The organism is Variovorax sp. V35 (assembly GCF_041154465.1).
Classification (GTDB): Bacteria; Pseudomonadota; Gammaproteobacteria; order Burkholderiales; family Burkholderiaceae_C; genus Variovorax; species Variovorax boronicumulans.
Window position 1 is genome coordinate 6,204,551 of record NZ_AP028666.1, and the last position, 16,027, is coordinate 6,220,577.

Consider the following 16,027-nt stretch of genomic DNA (forward strand, 5'->3'; position numbering starts at 1 on the left):
CGTGCCAGCGTGGCTAAGTGATTGATTTGCATGGGCCCGCTGCGCCTGCGGGCCCGAAGCACCGGGAAGTCCCGGATGCTGGTTTGATCATTTGCTGCGGTGCAGCTTGATCAAATGGTGAAAACCGGAAAACGCCGGCCGGCGTCCGCTCAGGACGTCGGCAGGCCTTCCTTCTTGAGCCGGTAGGCCAGCTGCGGGCGCGTGATGCCCAACAGGCGCGCGGCCTGCGACAGGTTGCCCTTGGCGCGCTGCATCGCGGTCTGCATGAGGCGCTGCTCGAGCGATGCGATGTCGATGTTCTGCTCGAGCACGCGCTGGCACAGCGCGTCGAGCTCGCTCGCGTCGGCGCCCGAAGCCGAGGCCCCCGTGGCGACCTTGCCGCTGGCGTCGAGCTGGTTGTCGGGCGGCGCGCCCGGCGGCTGCATCCACAGGTGGCAGGCCTCGATGTCGCCGTGGTCGGGCGCCAGCAGCACGGCGCGCTCGATCACGTTCTCGAGCTCGCGGATGTTGCCGGGCCAGGCGTGCTTGTGCACGTCGAGCGCGGCCTTGTCGGTGAGGCCGCGCAGCTTCTTGCCGTACAGCGCGCTGTACTTCTCGACGAAGCGCGCCACCAGCGCCGGGATGTCGGCGGTGCGCTCGCGCAGCGGCGGAATCTGGATCGGGAAGGTGTTGAGCCGGTAGAACAGGTCGGTGCGGAACTTGCCCGCCTGCATGGCCTGCTGCAGGTTGACGTTGGTGGCGGCCACGATGCGAACGTCGACCTTCGTCGGCTGCTCGGCGCCCAGGCGCTCGACCTCGCCGGTCTGCAGCACGCGCAGCAGCTTGACCTGCGCGGCCAGCGGCAGGTCGCCCACCTCGTCCAGGAACAGGGTGCCACCGTGGGCGCGCTCGAAGCGCCCGGCGCGCGCATGGTGGGCGCCGGTGTAGGCGCCCTTTTCCACGCCGAACAGCTCGGCCTCGATCAGGTCGGCCGGGATCGCCGCGCAGTTGACGGCAATGAAGGGCTGCTTGCCGCGCGGCCCGTTGTCATGCAGCCAGCGAGCGAACACTTCCTTGCCGACGCCGGTCTCGCCGAGCAGCAGCACGGTGATGGCACTGTCGACCGCGCTGCGCATGAGCTCGAAGGCGGCACGGAAACCCGGCGACACGCCGACCAGCTTCTGGTCGTACTCGCGGCGCGGTTGCAGGCGGCGCAGGTGCTGCAGGCCGAGGTTGAAATCGATGAGCTTCTCGGCCACATGGTGCTGGCGGAAGTACTCCAGGTAGTGCTCGTCGTTCCACGCCTCGGCGGCCTGGCCGACGATGCGGCAGCGGCTGTCGCCCATGCTGGTGCATTCGACTTCCTTGAACACCACCAGCCGCCCCATGAAGGCGGTGGTGTAGCCCGAGGCATAGCCGATCTGCGACCAGCACTGCGGGTCTTCCCCGTAGCCGAAGTCGGCCACGTGGGCTTCGCATTCCCAGGAGTTCTCCCAGAGGAATTCGCCGTAGAAATGCTTGGTGGCCACGTCGAGGTCGACCTGCACTTTCTGCACCGAGACGATGCCCTCGATGGAATGCAGGCGCGGCCCGAGCATGAAGGCGTCTTCGGCGCGCATGCCGGCAAGGCGCTCGCGCACGGCCACCTCGCCGTCGCGCAGGCCGGAAGCAAAACCCATGCGCACCAGCAGGCCGCGCGCGCGCTCGACGCCCAGCGAGTCGAGCAGTTCGCGGCGCAGTTCGGCGAAGGCCCGGGCATGCATGAGCAGCATGCGCTGCTCGTCCAGCCAGATGTGGCCCGAGCCGGCGCTGAAGCGCAGGAGAGAAAGAAGTTCTCCCACCATGTCCCCTTTACTTGTCTGGAATCCGTTCCTCCTACATTCTCCTGCAAGGACGGACGACAAGGCTGCTCAATCAACAGGCAACGTGGTGCGAAGCCGCGCCAATGCTCGCTCTGCGGGTCCGCCTCCTCAAGCAACCCACAGAGTTATGCACAGAAAGAACGAACAACTGTCATCAAGTTGACTTGGCCGCGACGTAGCCCTTGAACTGCTCGCGCAGCTTGGTCTTCAGCAGCTTGCCGGTGGCTGTATGCGGCAGGCTGTCGACGAAAGCCACGTCGTCGGGCAGCCACCACTTGGCCACGCGCTGTGAAAGAAAAGTGAGCAGTTCCTCGCCCGTGACCTCTGCGCCTGCACGCTTCACGACGATCAGCAGGGGCCGCTCCTGCCACTTCGGATGCGCGATGCCGATCACCGCCGCCTCGGCCACGGCCGGGTGCGCGCTGGCGGCGTTCTCCAGATCGATCGACGAGATCCACTCGCCGCCCGACTTGATGACGTCCTTGGCGCGGTCGACCAGCTGCACATACCCGTCGGCATCGATGTTGGCCACGTCGCCGGTCGGGAAGAAGCCCTCGGCATCGAGCACGTCGCCGCCTTCGCTGCGGAAGTAACCGCTCGCAATCCACGGACCGCGCACATGCAGGTGACCGAAGGCCACGCCGTCGTGCGGCAGGCGCTGCCCGTTCTCGTCGACGATCTTGAGCTCCACGCCCCACACGCCGCGGCCCTGGCGCATCTTGACGGTCGTCTGCTCATCTTTCGGGAGCGCGAGGTGCTTGGGCAGCAGGTTGCCGATCACGCCGATGGGGCTGGTCTCGGTCATGCCCCAGCCTTGCACGAAGTCGGCGCCGAAGTCGCGCTCGAAGCGCTCGATCATGGCGCGCGGCGTGGCGGCGCCACCCACGCCGATGCGCTTCAAGCCGATGGCGCGGGTGTCGATCTCGGGGTGGGCGTCGAAGTACTGGAACAGCATGAGCCACACGGTGGGCACCGCCTGCGAGAAGCTCACCTTCTCGTCGCGCATGAGCTCGTACAGGCTCTGGCCATCCAGGTGCGGGCCGGGCATGACGAGCTTGGCGCCCACCATCGGCGCCGAGTACGGCATGCCCCAGGCGTTGGCATGGAACATGGGCACGGCCAGCAGCAGCGTCATCTGCGAGCACACGCCGAAGGTGTCGGGCGCGCATTCCATCAGCGAATGCAGCACGGTCGAGCGATGGCTGTACAGCACGCCCTTGGGGTTGCCCGTGGTGCCGGACGTGTAGCAAAGCGACGAGGCGGTGCGCTCGTCGAACTCGGGCCAGGTGTAGTCCTCGCTCTGCGCGCCGATGAGCTCGTCGTAGCACAGCAGGTTCGGCACATCGATGGCCGGCATGTGCGCGCGGTCGGTCATGGCGACGAAGGCGCGCACGCTCTTGAGCTTGGGGGCGAGCTTCTCGACCAGCGGCGCGAAGCTGGTGTCGAAGAACAGCACCTTGTCCTCGGCGTGGTTGACGATGTAGTCGATCTGCTCCGGAAAAAGCCGCGGGTTCACCGTGTGCAGCACCGCGCCCGAACCCGACACGCCGTAGTACAGCGCCAGGTGCCGGTAAGTGTTCCACGCCAGCGTGCCCACGCGGTCGCCGGGCGCCACGCCCAGCGCCTTCATCGCATTGGCCACCTGCTTGGAACGCCGCTGCACCTCGCGGTAGTTGGTGCGGTGCACCGGGCCTTCGACGGTGCGCCCGACGATCTCGACGTGGGGGTGGAAAGTGGCCGCGTGGTCGATCAGCGACGAGATCAGCAGCGGGCGGTCCTGCATCAGTCCGAACATGGTGTGTGTCTCCTGTGGTTCTTTTGAGCGTGCTTCTTGCGAAGGCTACTTCACGGCGATCGAATCACCCATGGGCTCGAACTCCTTGCCATTGAACTGCACCAGCTGCAGCGTGTTGAACGGAAAGTAGTCGGTGGCAGAGGTGTTCAGCGCAATGCCCGGCAGCAGCATGCCGGTCCGCATGTTCTTCAGCGTGGTGGCCTGCTTGAGCACGTTCTCGCGCGTGAGGTTGTCGCCCGAGGCCTTGAGCACGGTCTCCATGGCCTGCGCCACGCCGTAGCCGTACACGCCGGCGGCGTTGTTCACGTCTTCGTTGGGGGCGTACTTCTTCATGAAGGCCAGGAACTCCTGCGTGGCCGGGTCGTTGGCCCAGCGCGGCTGCGCGGCGTCCTTGAAGAAGGCCATGGCCATGATGCCCTTCGACTTCTCCAGGCCCGCGGGCTCCAGCGTCATCTTCACGTAGGCCGACACGTAGGTGAGGTACTGCTGCTTGGGCTTCCAGCCGATGTCCCAGGCCTTGCGGATGGCCTGCGCGGCGAAGCGCGCGGTGGCGAAGTTGACGAACACGTCGGCGCCCGACGACTGCAGCTTGATGATCTGCGAATCGACCGTCGGGTCGGCCACCTCGAACGAGGCCTCGGCCACCACCATCGAGGCCTTGTCGCCCAGGCCCTTCTTCAGGCCCTTGAGCAGGTCCTTGCCGAAGTCGTCGTTCTGGTAGAGCACGGCGATCTTCGCGTTGGGCATCGTCTTCAGGATGTTCTTCGCGTAGAGGCTGCCCTCGCCCTCGTAGCTGGGCATGTAGGGCGTGGTCCAGGGGTAGGTCTTGGGGTCGTTGAAGCGGTCGGCGCCCACGCCCAGGAACAGGTGCGGCACCTTCTTGGCGTTCATGTAGCGCTGGATCGCGGCATTCGATGCCGAGCCCAGGTTGCCGTACACCGCGAGCACTTCGTCCTGCTCGACCAGCTTGCGCACCACCTCGGTGGTGCGCGGCGGCGTGTACTGGTCGTCGTAGCTGATGAGCGTGACCTTGCGGCCGTTGATGCCGCCCTTGTCGTTGACCATCTTGAAGTAGGCCTCGTTGACCTTGCCCACGATGCCGTACGACGACACCGGGCCGCTGTAGGGCATGGCCATGCCGAGCTTGATCTCGGTGTCGGAGGCGCCGGTGTCGTACTTCTTCTGCGCGAGGGCCGCGCCGGCGGTGAACAGGAGGGCCGCGCCGCCCAGGGCGGCGGCCAGTCGAACGATGGAGGTCATGGAAGCTTCAGTGGAAAAACGAAAAGGGGGAAGACATCAAGAACGAGGCGCTCAGTCGCCGAGCACCTTGCCGAAGGGCTCGTAGCGCGTGCCGTTGAAACGCACCAGCTGCATGCGCTCGATCGGATAGAAGTCGGTCGGCGAGGTCTTCACCTCGATGCCCGGGTAGAGCATGGGCGGGCTGTACTGCAGGTTGGCCGCCACCTTCATGATGTTGGCGCGCGTGAGGTCGTCGCCCGCCTTGCGCAGCACCTGCTCCAGCGTCTGCGCCGACGAATAGCCCAGCACGTTGAGCGAATCGCTCAGGTCGCCCGAGGGGTAGTACTTGCTGAACCAGGTTTTGTAGTCCTCGTACTCCTTGGAACCCTTCCACATGTCGTCGGCCGGGTCGCGCAGGTAGGTGGCCGAGATCACGCCCACCGCGTTCTCGGGGCCGGCCGGCTTGATCACCGCCGACACCGACACCGACACGCTCGACAGGTATTGCGTGGGCTTCCAGCCGATGTCGGCCGCCTTGCGGATCGCCTGCGCCGCGAACTTGGGCGTGGTGATGCTGAAGAAGGTGTCGGCGCCCGAGGCCTTCAGGTTGACCATCTGGCTGTCGATGGTCGGGTCGGTCACCTCGTAGGTCGACTGCGCCACGATCATCGTCTTGGCCTTGTCGCCCAGCGCTTCGAGGAAGCCCTTCAGGAAGTCCTTGCCGAAGTCGTCGTTCTGCATGAGCACGGCGATCTTCGCGTTGGGCTTGGTGGAGAGAATGTGCTGCGCGTAGATCTTGCCTTCGGTCTGGTACGTGGGCTGCCAGCCCATGGTCCACGGGAAGGCCTTCGGGTCGCCGAAGCGCGTGGCACCCGTTGCCACGAACAGCTGCGGCACCTTCTTGGCGTTCATGTAGCGCTGGATCGCCAGGTTGTGCGCCGTGCCCAGCGGGCCGAAGAGCACCAGCACCTCGTCCTGCTCGACCAGCTTGCGCGCCTGCTCCACCGTCTTGGAGGGGTTGTAGGCATCGTCCAGCGAGATGAACGTGACCTTGCGGCCGTTGATGCCGCCCTCGGCATTGAGCTTGGCGAAGTAGCCCGCCGCCGCCTTGCCGATGGTGCCGTAGGCCGACACCGGGCCCGAGTACGGGACGATGTGGCCGATCTTGATCTCGGTGTCGCTCGCGCCCGGGTCGTAGCGCTTCTGGGCCTGCGCCGTGAAGGCCGTGGCGAGGCCGAGCGTGGCCGCCAGGCCGGCGCCCAGCAGGCGGCGGCGCGTGCCGGGGCGGGCGGAAATGAGGGAACGTGTCATGGTGTTGTCTCCGTCGTTCTCGTGAAAAAGAAGCTGCGGCCGCGGGCCTCTTGCCGGCCTCGTATCGGTCTCTTGCGGACCTCGTGCGGCGTTCGGGCTGGATGGTAGGCAGCGCCCCCTGCGCGTCACATCGTCGGAACGGACGATTGAGAGCGGCTGAGGGTTGCCCCTAGCATGGACCTCGACACGGAGACACACCCACCGCCGCGCAACGCGGCGGGCACCGAAGGCAAGCACCGCATGGACCTCACGCTCAATCCCCGCTACGAAGCCTTTCGCGACGAGCTGCGCGCGTTCCTGGCCACGCACGGCCACCGCTCGGCCTTCGCGCGCACCGCCGAGCGCCCCGACGCCGACGCCCTCGCGTGGCAGCGCCTGCTGCTGGACCACGGCTACGCGGGCCGCACCGTGCCGCGTGAGTACGGGGGCCACGGCGCAGCGCCCGACGTGATGGCGTCGCACCTCATCACCGAGGAGTTCGCGCGCGCCGGCGTGGCGCCGCCGCTGGGCAACCAGGGCATCTCGATGCTGGTGCCCACCCTGCTCGAGCTGGGCACCGAGGCGCAGCGGCGCGAATGGATCGGCCCCACCCTGCGCGGCGAGGTGGTCTGGTGCCAGGGCTACTCCGAGCCCGGCGCGGGCTCCGACCTGGCCTCTCTGCAGACGCGCGCCACCGAAGACGGTGGCGACTTCGTCATCAACGGCCAGAAGATCTGGACCTCGACCGCGCACGTGGCCGACATGATCTTCTGCCTCGTGCGCACCGAGCCCGGCGCCGCGAAGCACGCGGGCATCAGCTACCTGCTGTTCTCGATGAAGACGCCCGGCATCGAGGTGCGCCCGCTGAAGACCATGACGGGCCACGCCGAGTTCAACGAGGTCTTCTTCACCGACGTGCGCGTGCCGCAGCACCAGATCGTGGGCCAGCGCGGCGACGGCTGGAAAGTGGCCAACGCCACGCTCAAGCACGAGCGCGGCTCGCTGGGCAACCCCAACCTCACGACCCAGCGCTACCAGGAACTCGCCACGCTGATGCAGGCCGAGACGGTGGACGGCACGCGCCTCATCGACCAGCCCGTGCTGCGCGACCGCCTGATGCGGCTGCAGGGCCAGGTGCTGGCGCAGAAGTGCCACGGCCTGCGGCTGCTCACGGCCGCGGCCACCGGCGAAGACCCGGGCCTGGCCGCGCTGGTCGTGAAGCTGCAGGGCTGTGAACTGCGCCACCAGCTGGCCGCGCTCGCCATCGACGCGCTGGGCGAACTGGGCCTGCTGATGCCCGGCAGCGCGCACCTGCGCGCACAGGCGCTCTGGCAGGAGCGCTACATGTTCGACCTGGGTTTGATCATCGGCGGCGGCACCGCGCAGATCCAGAAAAACATCATCGCGGAACGCGGGCTCGACATGCCGCGCGAACCGCGCCTCGCCTGATCGGTTGAAAGAAAGCACGCCATGGAATTCGCCCTCTCCGCCGACCAGAAGCTGCTGCAGGACAGCCTGCGCCGCGCGCTCGAACGCGCCTGTCCGCTCGACCGCGTGCGCCGCGTCGCGGCCGACGACCTGCCGCTGGACCGCGAGGTCTGGCGCACGCTGTGCGAGGTCGGCGTGCCGGCCCTGCTCGTGCCCGAGGCCTTCGGCGGGCTCGGCCTGTCGCTGCTCGACGCCGCGCTGGCCGCAGAGGAATTGGGCCGCCATGTCGCGCCCACGCCCTTCCTCGGCACCGCCGTGCTCGCACCGCTCGCGCTGCGCGAAGCCGGCAGCGCCGCGCAACAGGATGAATGGATGCCGCGCCTGGCGGCCGGCGAATGCATCGCCGGCGTGGCCATCGCCGAGGCCGTGGCCGGCGCGCGCGATGGCGCGGGCGTGACGGCCAATGCCAACGGTACGCTCGACGGCAGCGCGCTCTTCGTGCTCGACGCGGGCGCCGCCGATGTGTTCATCGTCGCCGACCGCGCGGGCGGCCTGCACCTCGTGCGCGCCAATGCACAAGGCCTCACACGCGGCGCACTGCGCAGCATCGACGCCACGCGCCCGCTCGGTGAGCTGCACTTCGCGCAGGTGAAGGCCGAGCGGCTTCCCAACGCCAGCCCCGCCACGCTCGCGCGCCTGCGCAGCGCGGGCTGGGCCCTGCTCGCCGCCGACACGCTCGGCGCGGGCGAAGCCATGATCGGCCAGGCCGTGGCCTACGCCAAGGAGCGCCGCCAGTTCGGCCGCGTGATCGGCTCCTTCCAGGCCGTGAAGCACCTGTGCGCCGAGATGGCCGCCGCGCTGGAACCCGGCCGCGCGCTCGTCTGGTACGCGGCGCATGCCTTCGACGCATTGCCCGAAGAAGCCGCGCTGCTCGCCGCGCACGCCAAGTCACACCTGAGCGAAACCGGCACCTTCGTCGCCCGCACCGCCACCGAGGTGCACGGCGGCATGGGCATCACCGACCTGCTGGGCCTGCACTACTGGTTCAAGCGCATCGGCTTCAACCGCCAGTTGCTCGGCGGACCCGAGCGCGTGCGCCATCTCGCCGCCGAGATGCAGGGCCTCGTCGCCGCATGACCTCCCAACAAATGACCACACCATCCGCCGCCCCCCGCATGCTCGAAGGCCTGCGCATCGTCGACCTCACCACGGTGATCTTCGGCCCCTACTGCACGCAGATCCTCGCGGACCTCGGCGCCGAGGTGGTCAAGGTCGAGCCGCCCGAGGGCGACAGCATCCGCATCATCGGCACGCCGCCCGTCACGCCGCTGATGAGCCCCGTGCACCTGCGGCTGAACCGCGGCAAGCGCTCGGTCGACTGGGACCTGAAGCGCGAGGACGGCCGCACCGCGATGCGCCGCCTCATCGAGACCAGCGACATCTTCATCCACAACGTGCGCAGCGACGCCATCGCGCGTGCGGGCCTCTCGTACGACGACGTGCGCGCCATCCGCCCCGACATCGTCTACGTGCACTGCACCGGCTTCGACCAGCGCGGGCCGTACGCCGCGCTGCAGGCCTACGACGACATCATCCAGGCGGCTTCGGGCATCGCCTCGCTGCCGCCCAAGGTCGACGGCAACCCGCAGCCGCGCTACGTGCCGATGACCATGGCCGACAAGGTCTCGGGCCTGCATGCGGCGTATGCCGTGCTCGCCGCCGTGGTGCACCGGCTGCGCACCGGCGAGGGCCAGCAGGTGGAGGTGCCGATGTTCGAGTCGCTCGCCAGCTTCAACCTCGTGGAGCACCTGTGCGACAAGACCTTCGTGCCACCCACCGGCCCCGCGCTGTACCCGCGCCAGATCGACCCCATGCGCCAGCCCATGCGCACGCGCGACGGCTACATCGCCATTGCGCCCTACCTGGACGACCGCTGGCTGCGCTTCTTCGAGGCCACCGGCCACCCCGAAGTGCTCGAGGCGCCCGAGCTGGCCGACAAGGCGCTGCGGCGCAAGCACATGAGCCGCATGTACGAGGCCGCCGCCGCGATCCTGCCCGAGCGCACCACGGCCGAGTGGCTCGACATCCTGAAGAAGGCCAACGTGCCCGCGATGCGCGTGAACGACATCGCCGACCTGCCCGACGACCCGCAGCTGCAGGCCGCCGGCCTTTTCCGACAGCGCACGCATCCGACCGAAGGCGCGTATCTTGAGGTGCGCCCACCGGTGCGCTTCTCGGGCTATGCCTACGCCGACCTGTCGCACGCCGCGACACCCGGCCAGCACAGCGCCGAAGTGGCACGCGAGCTGGGCGTGACCCTCATGAACGAACGAAAGAACGCCGCATGACCATGACTGTCTACGACGCCGTCGCGAGCCGCCGCTCGGTGCGCGAATTTCTCGACCGCCCCGTGCCGGCCGACACCATTCGCCGCGTGCTGCAGGCCGCGCTGCGCGCGCCCTCGGGCGGCAACCTGCAACCGTGGCACCTGCACGTGGTGGGCGGCGAGCGGCTCGATGAGCTCAAGGCCCTCATGCGCACCCGCGTGCAGGAAACGCCCGGCGGCGAGGGCAGCGAGTACGACATCTACCCGCGCGAGCTGGTCGCCCCCTACCGCGACCGCCGCTTTGCCGTGGGCGAGGCGATGTACGCGCGCCTGGGCATTCCGCGCGAGGACAAGGCCGCGCGTTTGAAATGGTTTGCGCGCAACTTCCAGTTCTTCGGCGCGCCGCTCGCGCTCTTCTGCACGGTGGATCGCCGCATGGGCCCGCCGCAGTGGTCCGACCTGGGGATGATGTTGCAGAACGTCATGCTGCTGCTGCGCGCCGAGGGCCTGGACAGCTGCCCGCAGGAATGCTGGGCCATCTACCCGCAGACCATCGGCCGCTTCATCGACCTGCCGCCCGAACGCATGCTCTTCACCGGCATGGCCATCGGCTACGCCGACCGCGACAAGCCCCTCGACGCCCTGGAGACCGAGCGCGCACCGCTGGACGACGTGGCCGAGTTCATCGGCATCTAGGAAGGCAATCACCCATGGACGATTGGGAAAGCGCCTGGGCGCCGATGGTGGCGCGCGTGGGCGAAGACTTTGCGAACGGCGTGATCCGCTGGGGCGCCGACGTGATCGAGGCCGGCGCCGTGCGCCGCTATGTCGAGGTGCTGGAGTTCGACTGCCCGCTGCATCACGGGCCCGACGCCGTCGCGCCATCGACCAGCCTCGCGAGCCTCACGCTGCCGCCCATGTGGGCCCCGGGCCAGCCACCCGTGTTCACCAGCGACGCGCGCAACGCCGAACCCGAACGCAGCCCGCTCAAGGGCACGCGCCCCGAAGGCATGCCGCCCACCACCGCCTACATGGCGACCGACTACGAGGTCGACTACCTGCAGCCCGCGCGCCTGGGCGACCGGCTGGGCCGGCGCGGCAACCGGCTCGTGCGCTGCGAACCCAAGGCAACAAAGGTGGGAAAAGGCGCCTTCACGACGTGGGAGTACGACATCGTGAACCAGCGCGAGGAGGTCGTGGCGCGCTGCCGCTTCGGCATGTACCACTACCTGCCGCACTAGCGAACAGCCCCCGATTCAGTGCGGCTTCCCGCACTGGCGCGCTGCCACCCGTGCACAGGGCACTGGGTGCTTCCCGCAGCGAAATCAAGGAGGAGGCCGCAGGCCGGGGGACATTCGCGGAGGGAAGTACCCGGTGGCCTGGGCACGCGCCCTGAACAACGAAAGCAGAGCAACAAGATGAACTGGCAAGAACAACGCCACTGGAACGAAGTCAACGAGGGCGACACCTTGAACCCCGTGCCCTTCCCCCTCACCGTCTACCGCCTCGTGATGGCCGCCGGCGCCAACCGCGACTTCAACGCCATCCACCACAACACCGAACACGCCCAATCGACCGGCGCCCCCGAGATGTACGCCAACGTGATGCTGCTGCAGGGCATGTGGGAGCGCGCGATTCGCGAGTACATCGGCACGGCCGGCGTGCTGCATGCCATCCGCGGCTTTCGCATGAAGTCGTTCAACACCGCGGGCGACACCGTCACCGTGCGCGGCCAGGTTGAACGCAAGTGGATCGACGACAGCGCCGATGCCGCGCACCGCCACCGCCTCGACCTGCGCCTGTGGAGCGAGAACCGCCACGGCGTGTCCGTCGGCCCCGGCATTGCTGTCGTGAGCCTGCCGCCCTGACATCGCACCCAGACAGAAAAACCATCGGAGACAAGACAGACATGCACAGCAGCAGATTCACCCGCCGCCACGCCCTCGCGCTGGCAGCCGCCCTGGCCACAGGCAGCGCCTTCGCGCAACAGCCAACGACCACCTGGCCCGACAAACCCATCCGCATGATCGTGCCCTACGCCGCAGGCGGCGGCACCGACGTGTTCGCGCGCATCGTCGCCGAGGGTCTGGGCAAGCGGCTCGGCCAGAGCGTCATCGTCGACAACCGCCCCGGCGGCAACGGGCAGATCGGCATCACCGCCGTGCAGCGCGCACCGGCCGACGGCTACACCGTGCTGTTCTCGCTCACCTCCATCATCCAGAACCCGCTGCTGTACCCCAACGCCGGCTTCGATCCGTTCAAGGACTTCGTGCCCGTGTCGGAAGCGGGGCGCCTGCCCATCGTCTTCACCGTGAGCAACAAGCTCGGCGTCGACACCCTCGACGGCTTCGTCAAGCTCGCGCGCGCCGCGCCCGGCAAGTACTCGTACGGCTCCTACGGCAACGGATCGAGCGCCCACCTGTACGCCGAAGTGCTGCAGGACGCCGCGGGCATCCAACTGCTGCACGTGCCCTACAAGGGCGAGGCGCCGGCCATCACCGACCTGCTCGGCGGCACCGTCGATGCCGTGTTCGTCTCGGCCAAGGGCGTGGGGCCGCACGTCGCGGCCGGCAAGGTCAAGTCGATCGCCGTGGTCGGCACCGCACGCGCCCCGCTCGCGGCCGGCGTGCCCACCTTCAAGGAGCAGGGCTTCGCCGGCATGGAGTCGGTCGGCTGGTTCGGCATCTACCTGCCCGCGGGCACGCCGCAGCCCATCGCGCAGCGCCTCTCGACCGAAGTGGCACAGGTGGTGCAAAGCCCCGAGCAGGCCGCGCGCATCGAAGGCCTGGGCGTGATCCCGGTCGGCAGCACGCCCGCGCAGCTCACCGCCACCATGCGCGCGGACCATGCACGGTGGAAGCAGGTGATCCAGGCCAAGAACATCAAGCTCGATTGAGACCGCACGCCACATGACACGTCTTTCTTCCTCCACGCTCGGCCTCGGGCTCGCGTTGGCTGCCTTGTTCGCCCTGCCCGCCGCCGCGCAACAGCCACCGGCCGACTACCCCTCGCAACCCGTCACGCTCGTCGTGCCCTTCCCCGCCGGCGGCATCACCGACAACATCGCGCGGCTGGTCGCGCAGGAACTCGGCACCGCCTGGGGCAAGCCCGTGGTCGTCGACAACCGCGTGGGCGCCAGCGGCACCATCGGCGCCGCCGCCGTCGCACGCGCCCCGAAAGACGGCCACACCGCCCTCTTCACCATCACCACCCACGTGCAGATGCCCGCGCTGCAGCGCAAGCTCTCGTACGACGCGGTGAAAGACTTCGCGGCCGTGTCGCAGATCGGCATCTCGACCTCGGCCCTGGTCGTGACGCCCGACGTGCCCGCCAAGACGCTGGCCGAACTCGTCACGCTGCTCAAGGCCGAGCCCGGCAAGTATTCGTACGGCTCGACCGGCGTCGCGACCACCTCGCACATCTACGGCGAGCTGTTCAAGAAAGAGGCCGGCGTCGACATGCCGCACGTGCCCTACAAGGGCGCCGCACCCATGGTGACCGACCTGCTCGGCGGCCACATCCGCGTGGCCGTGCTCGACACCGGCACCGCCTTGCCCTACCTGCAAAGCGGCAAGCTGCGCGCGCTGGCGGCACTGGGCACGCAGCGCTCGGCCACGCTGCCGCAGGTGCCGACCTTCCAGCAGGCGGGCTATGCGGGCTTCGAGCCCTATGCGTGGATTGCGCTGTTCCTGCCGGCCGGCACGCCGCAGCCGCGCGTGGACAAGATGTCGAAGGCCGTCGCGGTCATCATTGCCAAGCCCGAGGTGCAAAAGAAGATGCGCGACATGAACATCGAGCCCGTGGGCAGCACGGCGGCCGAGTTTGCCGTGGTGCTGCGCCAGGACGCCGACACCTGGAAGCGGGTGATCGACAAGACCGGCATCCGCCTGGAGGACTGACCGATGACGCTCCCTCCCCTTTTTCGCGGCGCCCTCGAAGGCGTCAAGGTGCTCGACCTGTCGTCGGTGGTGCTCGGCCCGCTGGCCAGCCAGATGCTCGCCGACATGGGCGCCGACGTCATCAAGGTCGAGGCGCCGCAGGGCGACCTGGCCCGCTCGGTCGGGCCCGCGCGCCACAAAGGCATGTCGTCGCTGTACCTGTCGTGCAACCGGAACAAGCGCAGCCTCGTGCTCGACCTGAAGCAACCCGCCGCGCGCGAGGTGCTCGACACGCTGGTGCGCGGCAGCGACGTGCTCGTGCACTCGGTGCGCACCGACGCAGCGGCGCGCATCGGCATCGACGCGGCGCGGCTGCTGGAACTCAACCCGCGGCTGGTGAGCGCGCACGTCAAGGGCTTCTCGGACGAGGGCCCCTATGCGGGCCTGCCGGCCTTCGACGACATCATCCAGGCTGCGTCGGGCCTGGCGCAGCTGCAATCGATCTACACCGGCGAGCCGCGCTACATGCCCGCGCTCGTGGCCGACAAGACCACCGCGCTGTATGCGGCGTACGCCATCGTCACCGCGCTGTTCCACCGCGAACGCAGCGGCCAGGGGCAGGCGGTCGACGTGCCGATGTTCGAGACCATGACCGCCTTCAACATGGTGGAGCACCTGTGGGGCCACACCTTCCAGCCGCCCATCGACGACATGGTGTACGGCTCCATCCGCTCCGGCGTGCGCAAGCCCTTTCGCACGGCCGACGGCTACATCGCGCTGGTGCCCTACACCGACGCGCAGTGGCTGCGCTTCTTCGAAGTGGTGGGCCGGCCCGAGCTGCGCGAGGACGAACGCTTTGCCACGCTGGCCGCGCGCGTACGCAACCACACCGTGGTGTTCGGCGAACTCGAACGCGCCACCGGCGCGCGCACCACGGCCGAATGGGTCGCAGCTTTCCGCCAGGCCGACATCCCGGCGATGCCGATCCAGACACTGCAGCAGCTGCCCGACGATCCGCAGCTGAAAGCCAGCGGCCTGTGGCACGACGCCGAGCACCCGACCGAAGGCACGCTGCGCTTTCCCGGCGTGCCGTTCACGCTCTCGGCCACGCCGGGCGGCGTGCAGCGGCTCGCGCCGTCGCTGGGGGAGCACACGGACGAGGTGCTGGGGGAGTTCGGGTTCGAACGCGCGGCGGTCGATGCGCTGGTGACCGCCGGCGTGGTGGCGCGGGCCTGAGGTCTATTCAAGCTTCAGGTTCATGTCCTTGATGAGCCGCGACCACAGCAGGTTCTCGCGCCTTACCGCTGCCATCAACTCCCCCGGCCCTTCGCCCGAAGGCTCCAGCCCCAGCCCGATCATGCGTTCCTGCAGATCAGGCTGCGCCACGGCCTGGCGCACCGCGCCGGCGAGCTTGTCGATGGCCGGTTGCGGCGTGCCGGTGGGCGCGAAGAAGCCCCAGAAGCCGCCGTGCTCGTAGCCCTTGAAGCCCTGCTCCGTGAAGGTGGGAATCTGCGGCGCGAGCGGCATGCGGCGCGTACCGAACACGCCCAGCAATTTCGCGCGGCCCGACTTCGCGTGCGGCAGCGCCTCGCCCATGGTGACGAAGCCGCCCTGCACCTGGCCGCCGAGGATGTCGATCATCAGCGGCGCGCCGCCCTTGTAGGGCACGTGCGTCATCTGCAGGCCCTCGTCGCGCATCAACTTCTCGCCGTAGAGGTGGCCCGACGAGCCCTGCCCCGCCGAGCCGAAGCTCAGCTTGCCGGGCTGCGCCTTGGCCATGGCGACGAACTCGCGCATGCTCTTGGCCGGCACGCCCTCGCCCACCGCGAACACGAGCAGGCCGTAGTTCGACAGCGACACGGGCGCGAAGTCCTTGAACACGTCGTAGCCGGGCTTGGCCATCAGCAGCGGCGCGAGCACGAAGGAGTTGACGGCGAACAGCAGCGTGTGGCCGTCGGCCGGCGCCTTGGCCACGAAGGACGCGGCGATGGCGCCGTTGGCGCCGGGCTTGGGGTCGATGAGCACCGGCTGGCCCAGCGGCTTGGCGATGCGTTCGCCGATGGTGCGCGCGATGCCGTCGACCAGCCCGCCGGCGGCCGACGACACGATCACCTTGATCGGCTGGGTCGGGTAGGCGTCGGCCGCCTGCGCCTTCGGCAAGGCACCGAGCGCGGGGGCCAGCAGTCCGCTCGCGCCCCATTGCGCGAATCGACGTCGTTGCAGCATGAAG

At 68.6% G+C, this 16,027-nt stretch carries 14 protein-coding genes; 9 read left to right on the top strand and 5 right to left on the bottom strand.

Annotated features, from left to right (window positions below; genetic code table 11):
• Nucleotides 1–149: 149 nt before the first annotated feature.
• The 4 genes from ACAM42_RS28590 to ACAM42_RS28605 all read right to left on the bottom strand — a co-directional run bounded on the left by ACAM42_RS28590 (nucleotide 150) and on the right by ACAM42_RS28605 (nucleotide 6,186).
• A complete protein-coding gene (locus tag ACAM42_RS28590; protein ID WP_369630169.1) occupies nucleotides 150–1,823 on the bottom strand; it encodes a sigma 54-interacting transcriptional regulator in 1,674 nt (557 codons plus the stop codon).
• A 172-nt stretch (nucleotides 1,824–1,995) separates the two neighbouring features.
• A complete protein-coding gene (locus ACAM42_RS28595; RefSeq protein WP_095746812.1) occupies nucleotides 1,996–3,636 on the bottom strand; it encodes a 3-(methylthio)propionyl-CoA ligase in 1,641 nt (546 codons plus the stop codon).
• A gap of 45 nt (nucleotides 3,637–3,681) precedes the next feature.
• The gene (locus ACAM42_RS28600; protein ID WP_369630170.1) at nucleotides 3,682–4,896 is read right to left on the bottom strand and encodes an ABC transporter substrate-binding protein; all 1,215 of its coding nucleotides are present in this window, start codon (nucleotides 4,894–4,896) and stop codon (nucleotides 3,682–3,684) included.
• Between the two features lie 51 nt (nucleotides 4,897–4,947).
• A complete protein-coding gene (locus ACAM42_RS28605) occupies nucleotides 4,948–6,186 on the bottom strand; it encodes an ABC transporter substrate-binding protein (protein WP_307696468.1) in 1,239 nt (412 codons plus the stop codon).
• Between the two features lie 174 nt (nucleotides 6,187–6,360).
• On the opposite strand from ACAM42_RS28605, the gene ACAM42_RS28610 reads away from it, so the two are divergent.
• The 9 genes from ACAM42_RS28610 to ACAM42_RS28650 all read left to right on the top strand — a co-directional run bounded on the left by ACAM42_RS28610 (nucleotide 6,361) and on the right by ACAM42_RS28650 (nucleotide 15,033).
• Nucleotides 6,361–7,614 (top strand): acyl-CoA dehydrogenase family protein, encoded by a 1,254-nt coding sequence (locus ACAM42_RS28610; protein ID WP_369630171.1) that lies wholly within the window; start codon nucleotides 6,361–6,363, stop codon nucleotides 7,612–7,614.
• Between the two features lie 21 nt (nucleotides 7,615–7,635).
• Nucleotides 7,636–8,730: an acyl-CoA dehydrogenase family protein gene (locus ACAM42_RS28615; RefSeq protein WP_369630172.1), complete on the top strand. Its 1,095-nt coding sequence runs from the start codon at nucleotides 7,636–7,638 to the stop codon at nucleotides 8,728–8,730.
• A gap of 11 nt (nucleotides 8,731–8,741) precedes the next feature.
• The gene (locus tag ACAM42_RS28620) at nucleotides 8,742–9,941 is read left to right on the top strand and encodes a CaiB/BaiF CoA transferase family protein (RefSeq protein ID WP_369630173.1); all 1,200 of its coding nucleotides are present in this window, start codon (nucleotides 8,742–8,744) and stop codon (nucleotides 9,939–9,941) included.
• 2 nt (nucleotides 9,942–9,943) lie between these two features.
• A complete protein-coding gene (locus ACAM42_RS28625; protein ID WP_139704416.1) occupies nucleotides 9,944–10,615 on the top strand; it encodes a nitroreductase in 672 nt (223 codons plus the stop codon).
• Nucleotides 10,616–10,629: 14 nt separating this feature from the next.
• Nucleotides 10,630–11,160, top strand: a complete 531-nt coding sequence (locus ACAM42_RS28630; RefSeq protein WP_369630174.1) for a hypothetical protein — start codon at nucleotides 10,630–10,632, stop codon at nucleotides 11,158–11,160.
• A gap of 177 nt (nucleotides 11,161–11,337) precedes the next feature.
• A complete protein-coding gene (locus ACAM42_RS28635) occupies nucleotides 11,338–11,787 on the top strand; it encodes a hypothetical protein (RefSeq protein WP_369630175.1) in 450 nt (149 codons plus the stop codon).
• 41 nt (nucleotides 11,788–11,828) lie between these two features.
• The gene (locus ACAM42_RS28640; protein WP_369630176.1) at nucleotides 11,829–12,815 is read left to right on the top strand and encodes a Bug family tripartite tricarboxylate transporter substrate binding protein; all 987 of its coding nucleotides are present in this window, start codon (nucleotides 11,829–11,831) and stop codon (nucleotides 12,813–12,815) included.
• A 13-nt stretch (nucleotides 12,816–12,828) separates the two neighbouring features.
• Entirely contained in the window at nucleotides 12,829–13,818 is a 990-nt protein-coding gene (locus ACAM42_RS28645; protein WP_369630177.1) for a Bug family tripartite tricarboxylate transporter substrate binding protein, read from the top strand.
• Between the two features lie 3 nt (nucleotides 13,819–13,821).
• Entirely contained in the window at nucleotides 13,822–15,033 is a 1,212-nt protein-coding gene (locus ACAM42_RS28650; RefSeq protein WP_369630178.1) for a CaiB/BaiF CoA transferase family protein, read from the top strand.
• 3 nt (nucleotides 15,034–15,036) lie between these two features.
• Here the strand turns inward: ACAM42_RS28650 and ACAM42_RS28655 are convergent, their stop codons facing one another.
• Nucleotides 15,037–16,023 (bottom strand): tripartite tricarboxylate transporter substrate binding protein, encoded by a 987-nt coding sequence (locus ACAM42_RS28655; protein ID WP_139704328.1) that lies wholly within the window; start codon nucleotides 16,021–16,023, stop codon nucleotides 15,037–15,039.
• Between the last annotated feature and the right edge of the window lie 4 nt (nucleotides 16,024–16,027).

What these genes read in the sequence shown, in the direction of transcription:
- ACAM42_RS28590 (WP_369630169.1), bottom strand. Translation starts at nt 1,823, where the DNA reads ATGGTGGGAGAACTTCTTTCTCTCCTGCGCTTCAGCGCCGGCTCGGGC.
- ACAM42_RS28595 (WP_095746812.1), bottom strand. Translation starts at nt 3,636, where the DNA reads ATGTTCGGACTGATGCAGGACCGCCCGCTGCTGATCTCGTCGCTGATC.
- ACAM42_RS28600 (WP_369630170.1), bottom strand. Translation starts at nt 4,896, where the DNA reads ATGACCTCCATCGTTCGACTGGCCGCCGCCCTGGGCGGCGCGGCCCTC.
- ACAM42_RS28605 (WP_307696468.1), bottom strand. Translation starts at nt 6,186, where the DNA reads ATGACACGTTCCCTCATTTCCGCCCGCCCCGGCACGCGCCGCCGCCTG.
- ACAM42_RS28610 (WP_369630171.1), top strand. Translation starts at nt 6,361, where the DNA reads ATGGACCTCGACACGGAGACACACCCACCGCCGCGCAACGCGGCGGGC.
- ACAM42_RS28615 (WP_369630172.1), top strand. Translation starts at nt 7,636, where the DNA reads ATGGAATTCGCCCTCTCCGCCGACCAGAAGCTGCTGCAGGACAGCCTG.
- ACAM42_RS28620 (WP_369630173.1), top strand. Translation starts at nt 8,742, where the DNA reads ATGACCACACCATCCGCCGCCCCCCGCATGCTCGAAGGCCTGCGCATC.
- ACAM42_RS28625 (WP_139704416.1), top strand. Translation starts at nt 9,944, where the DNA reads ATGACTGTCTACGACGCCGTCGCGAGCCGCCGCTCGGTGCGCGAATTT.
- ACAM42_RS28630 (WP_369630174.1), top strand. Translation starts at nt 10,630, where the DNA reads ATGGACGATTGGGAAAGCGCCTGGGCGCCGATGGTGGCGCGCGTGGGC.
- ACAM42_RS28635 (WP_369630175.1), top strand. Translation starts at nt 11,338, where the DNA reads ATGAACTGGCAAGAACAACGCCACTGGAACGAAGTCAACGAGGGCGAC.
- ACAM42_RS28640 (WP_369630176.1), top strand. Translation starts at nt 11,829, where the DNA reads ATGCACAGCAGCAGATTCACCCGCCGCCACGCCCTCGCGCTGGCAGCC.
- ACAM42_RS28645 (WP_369630177.1), top strand. Translation starts at nt 12,829, where the DNA reads ATGACACGTCTTTCTTCCTCCACGCTCGGCCTCGGGCTCGCGTTGGCT.
- ACAM42_RS28650 (WP_369630178.1), top strand. Translation starts at nt 13,822, where the DNA reads ATGACGCTCCCTCCCCTTTTTCGCGGCGCCCTCGAAGGCGTCAAGGTG.
- ACAM42_RS28655 (WP_139704328.1), bottom strand. Translation starts at nt 16,023, where the DNA reads ATGCTGCAACGACGTCGATTCGCGCAATGGGGCGCGAGCGGACTGCTG.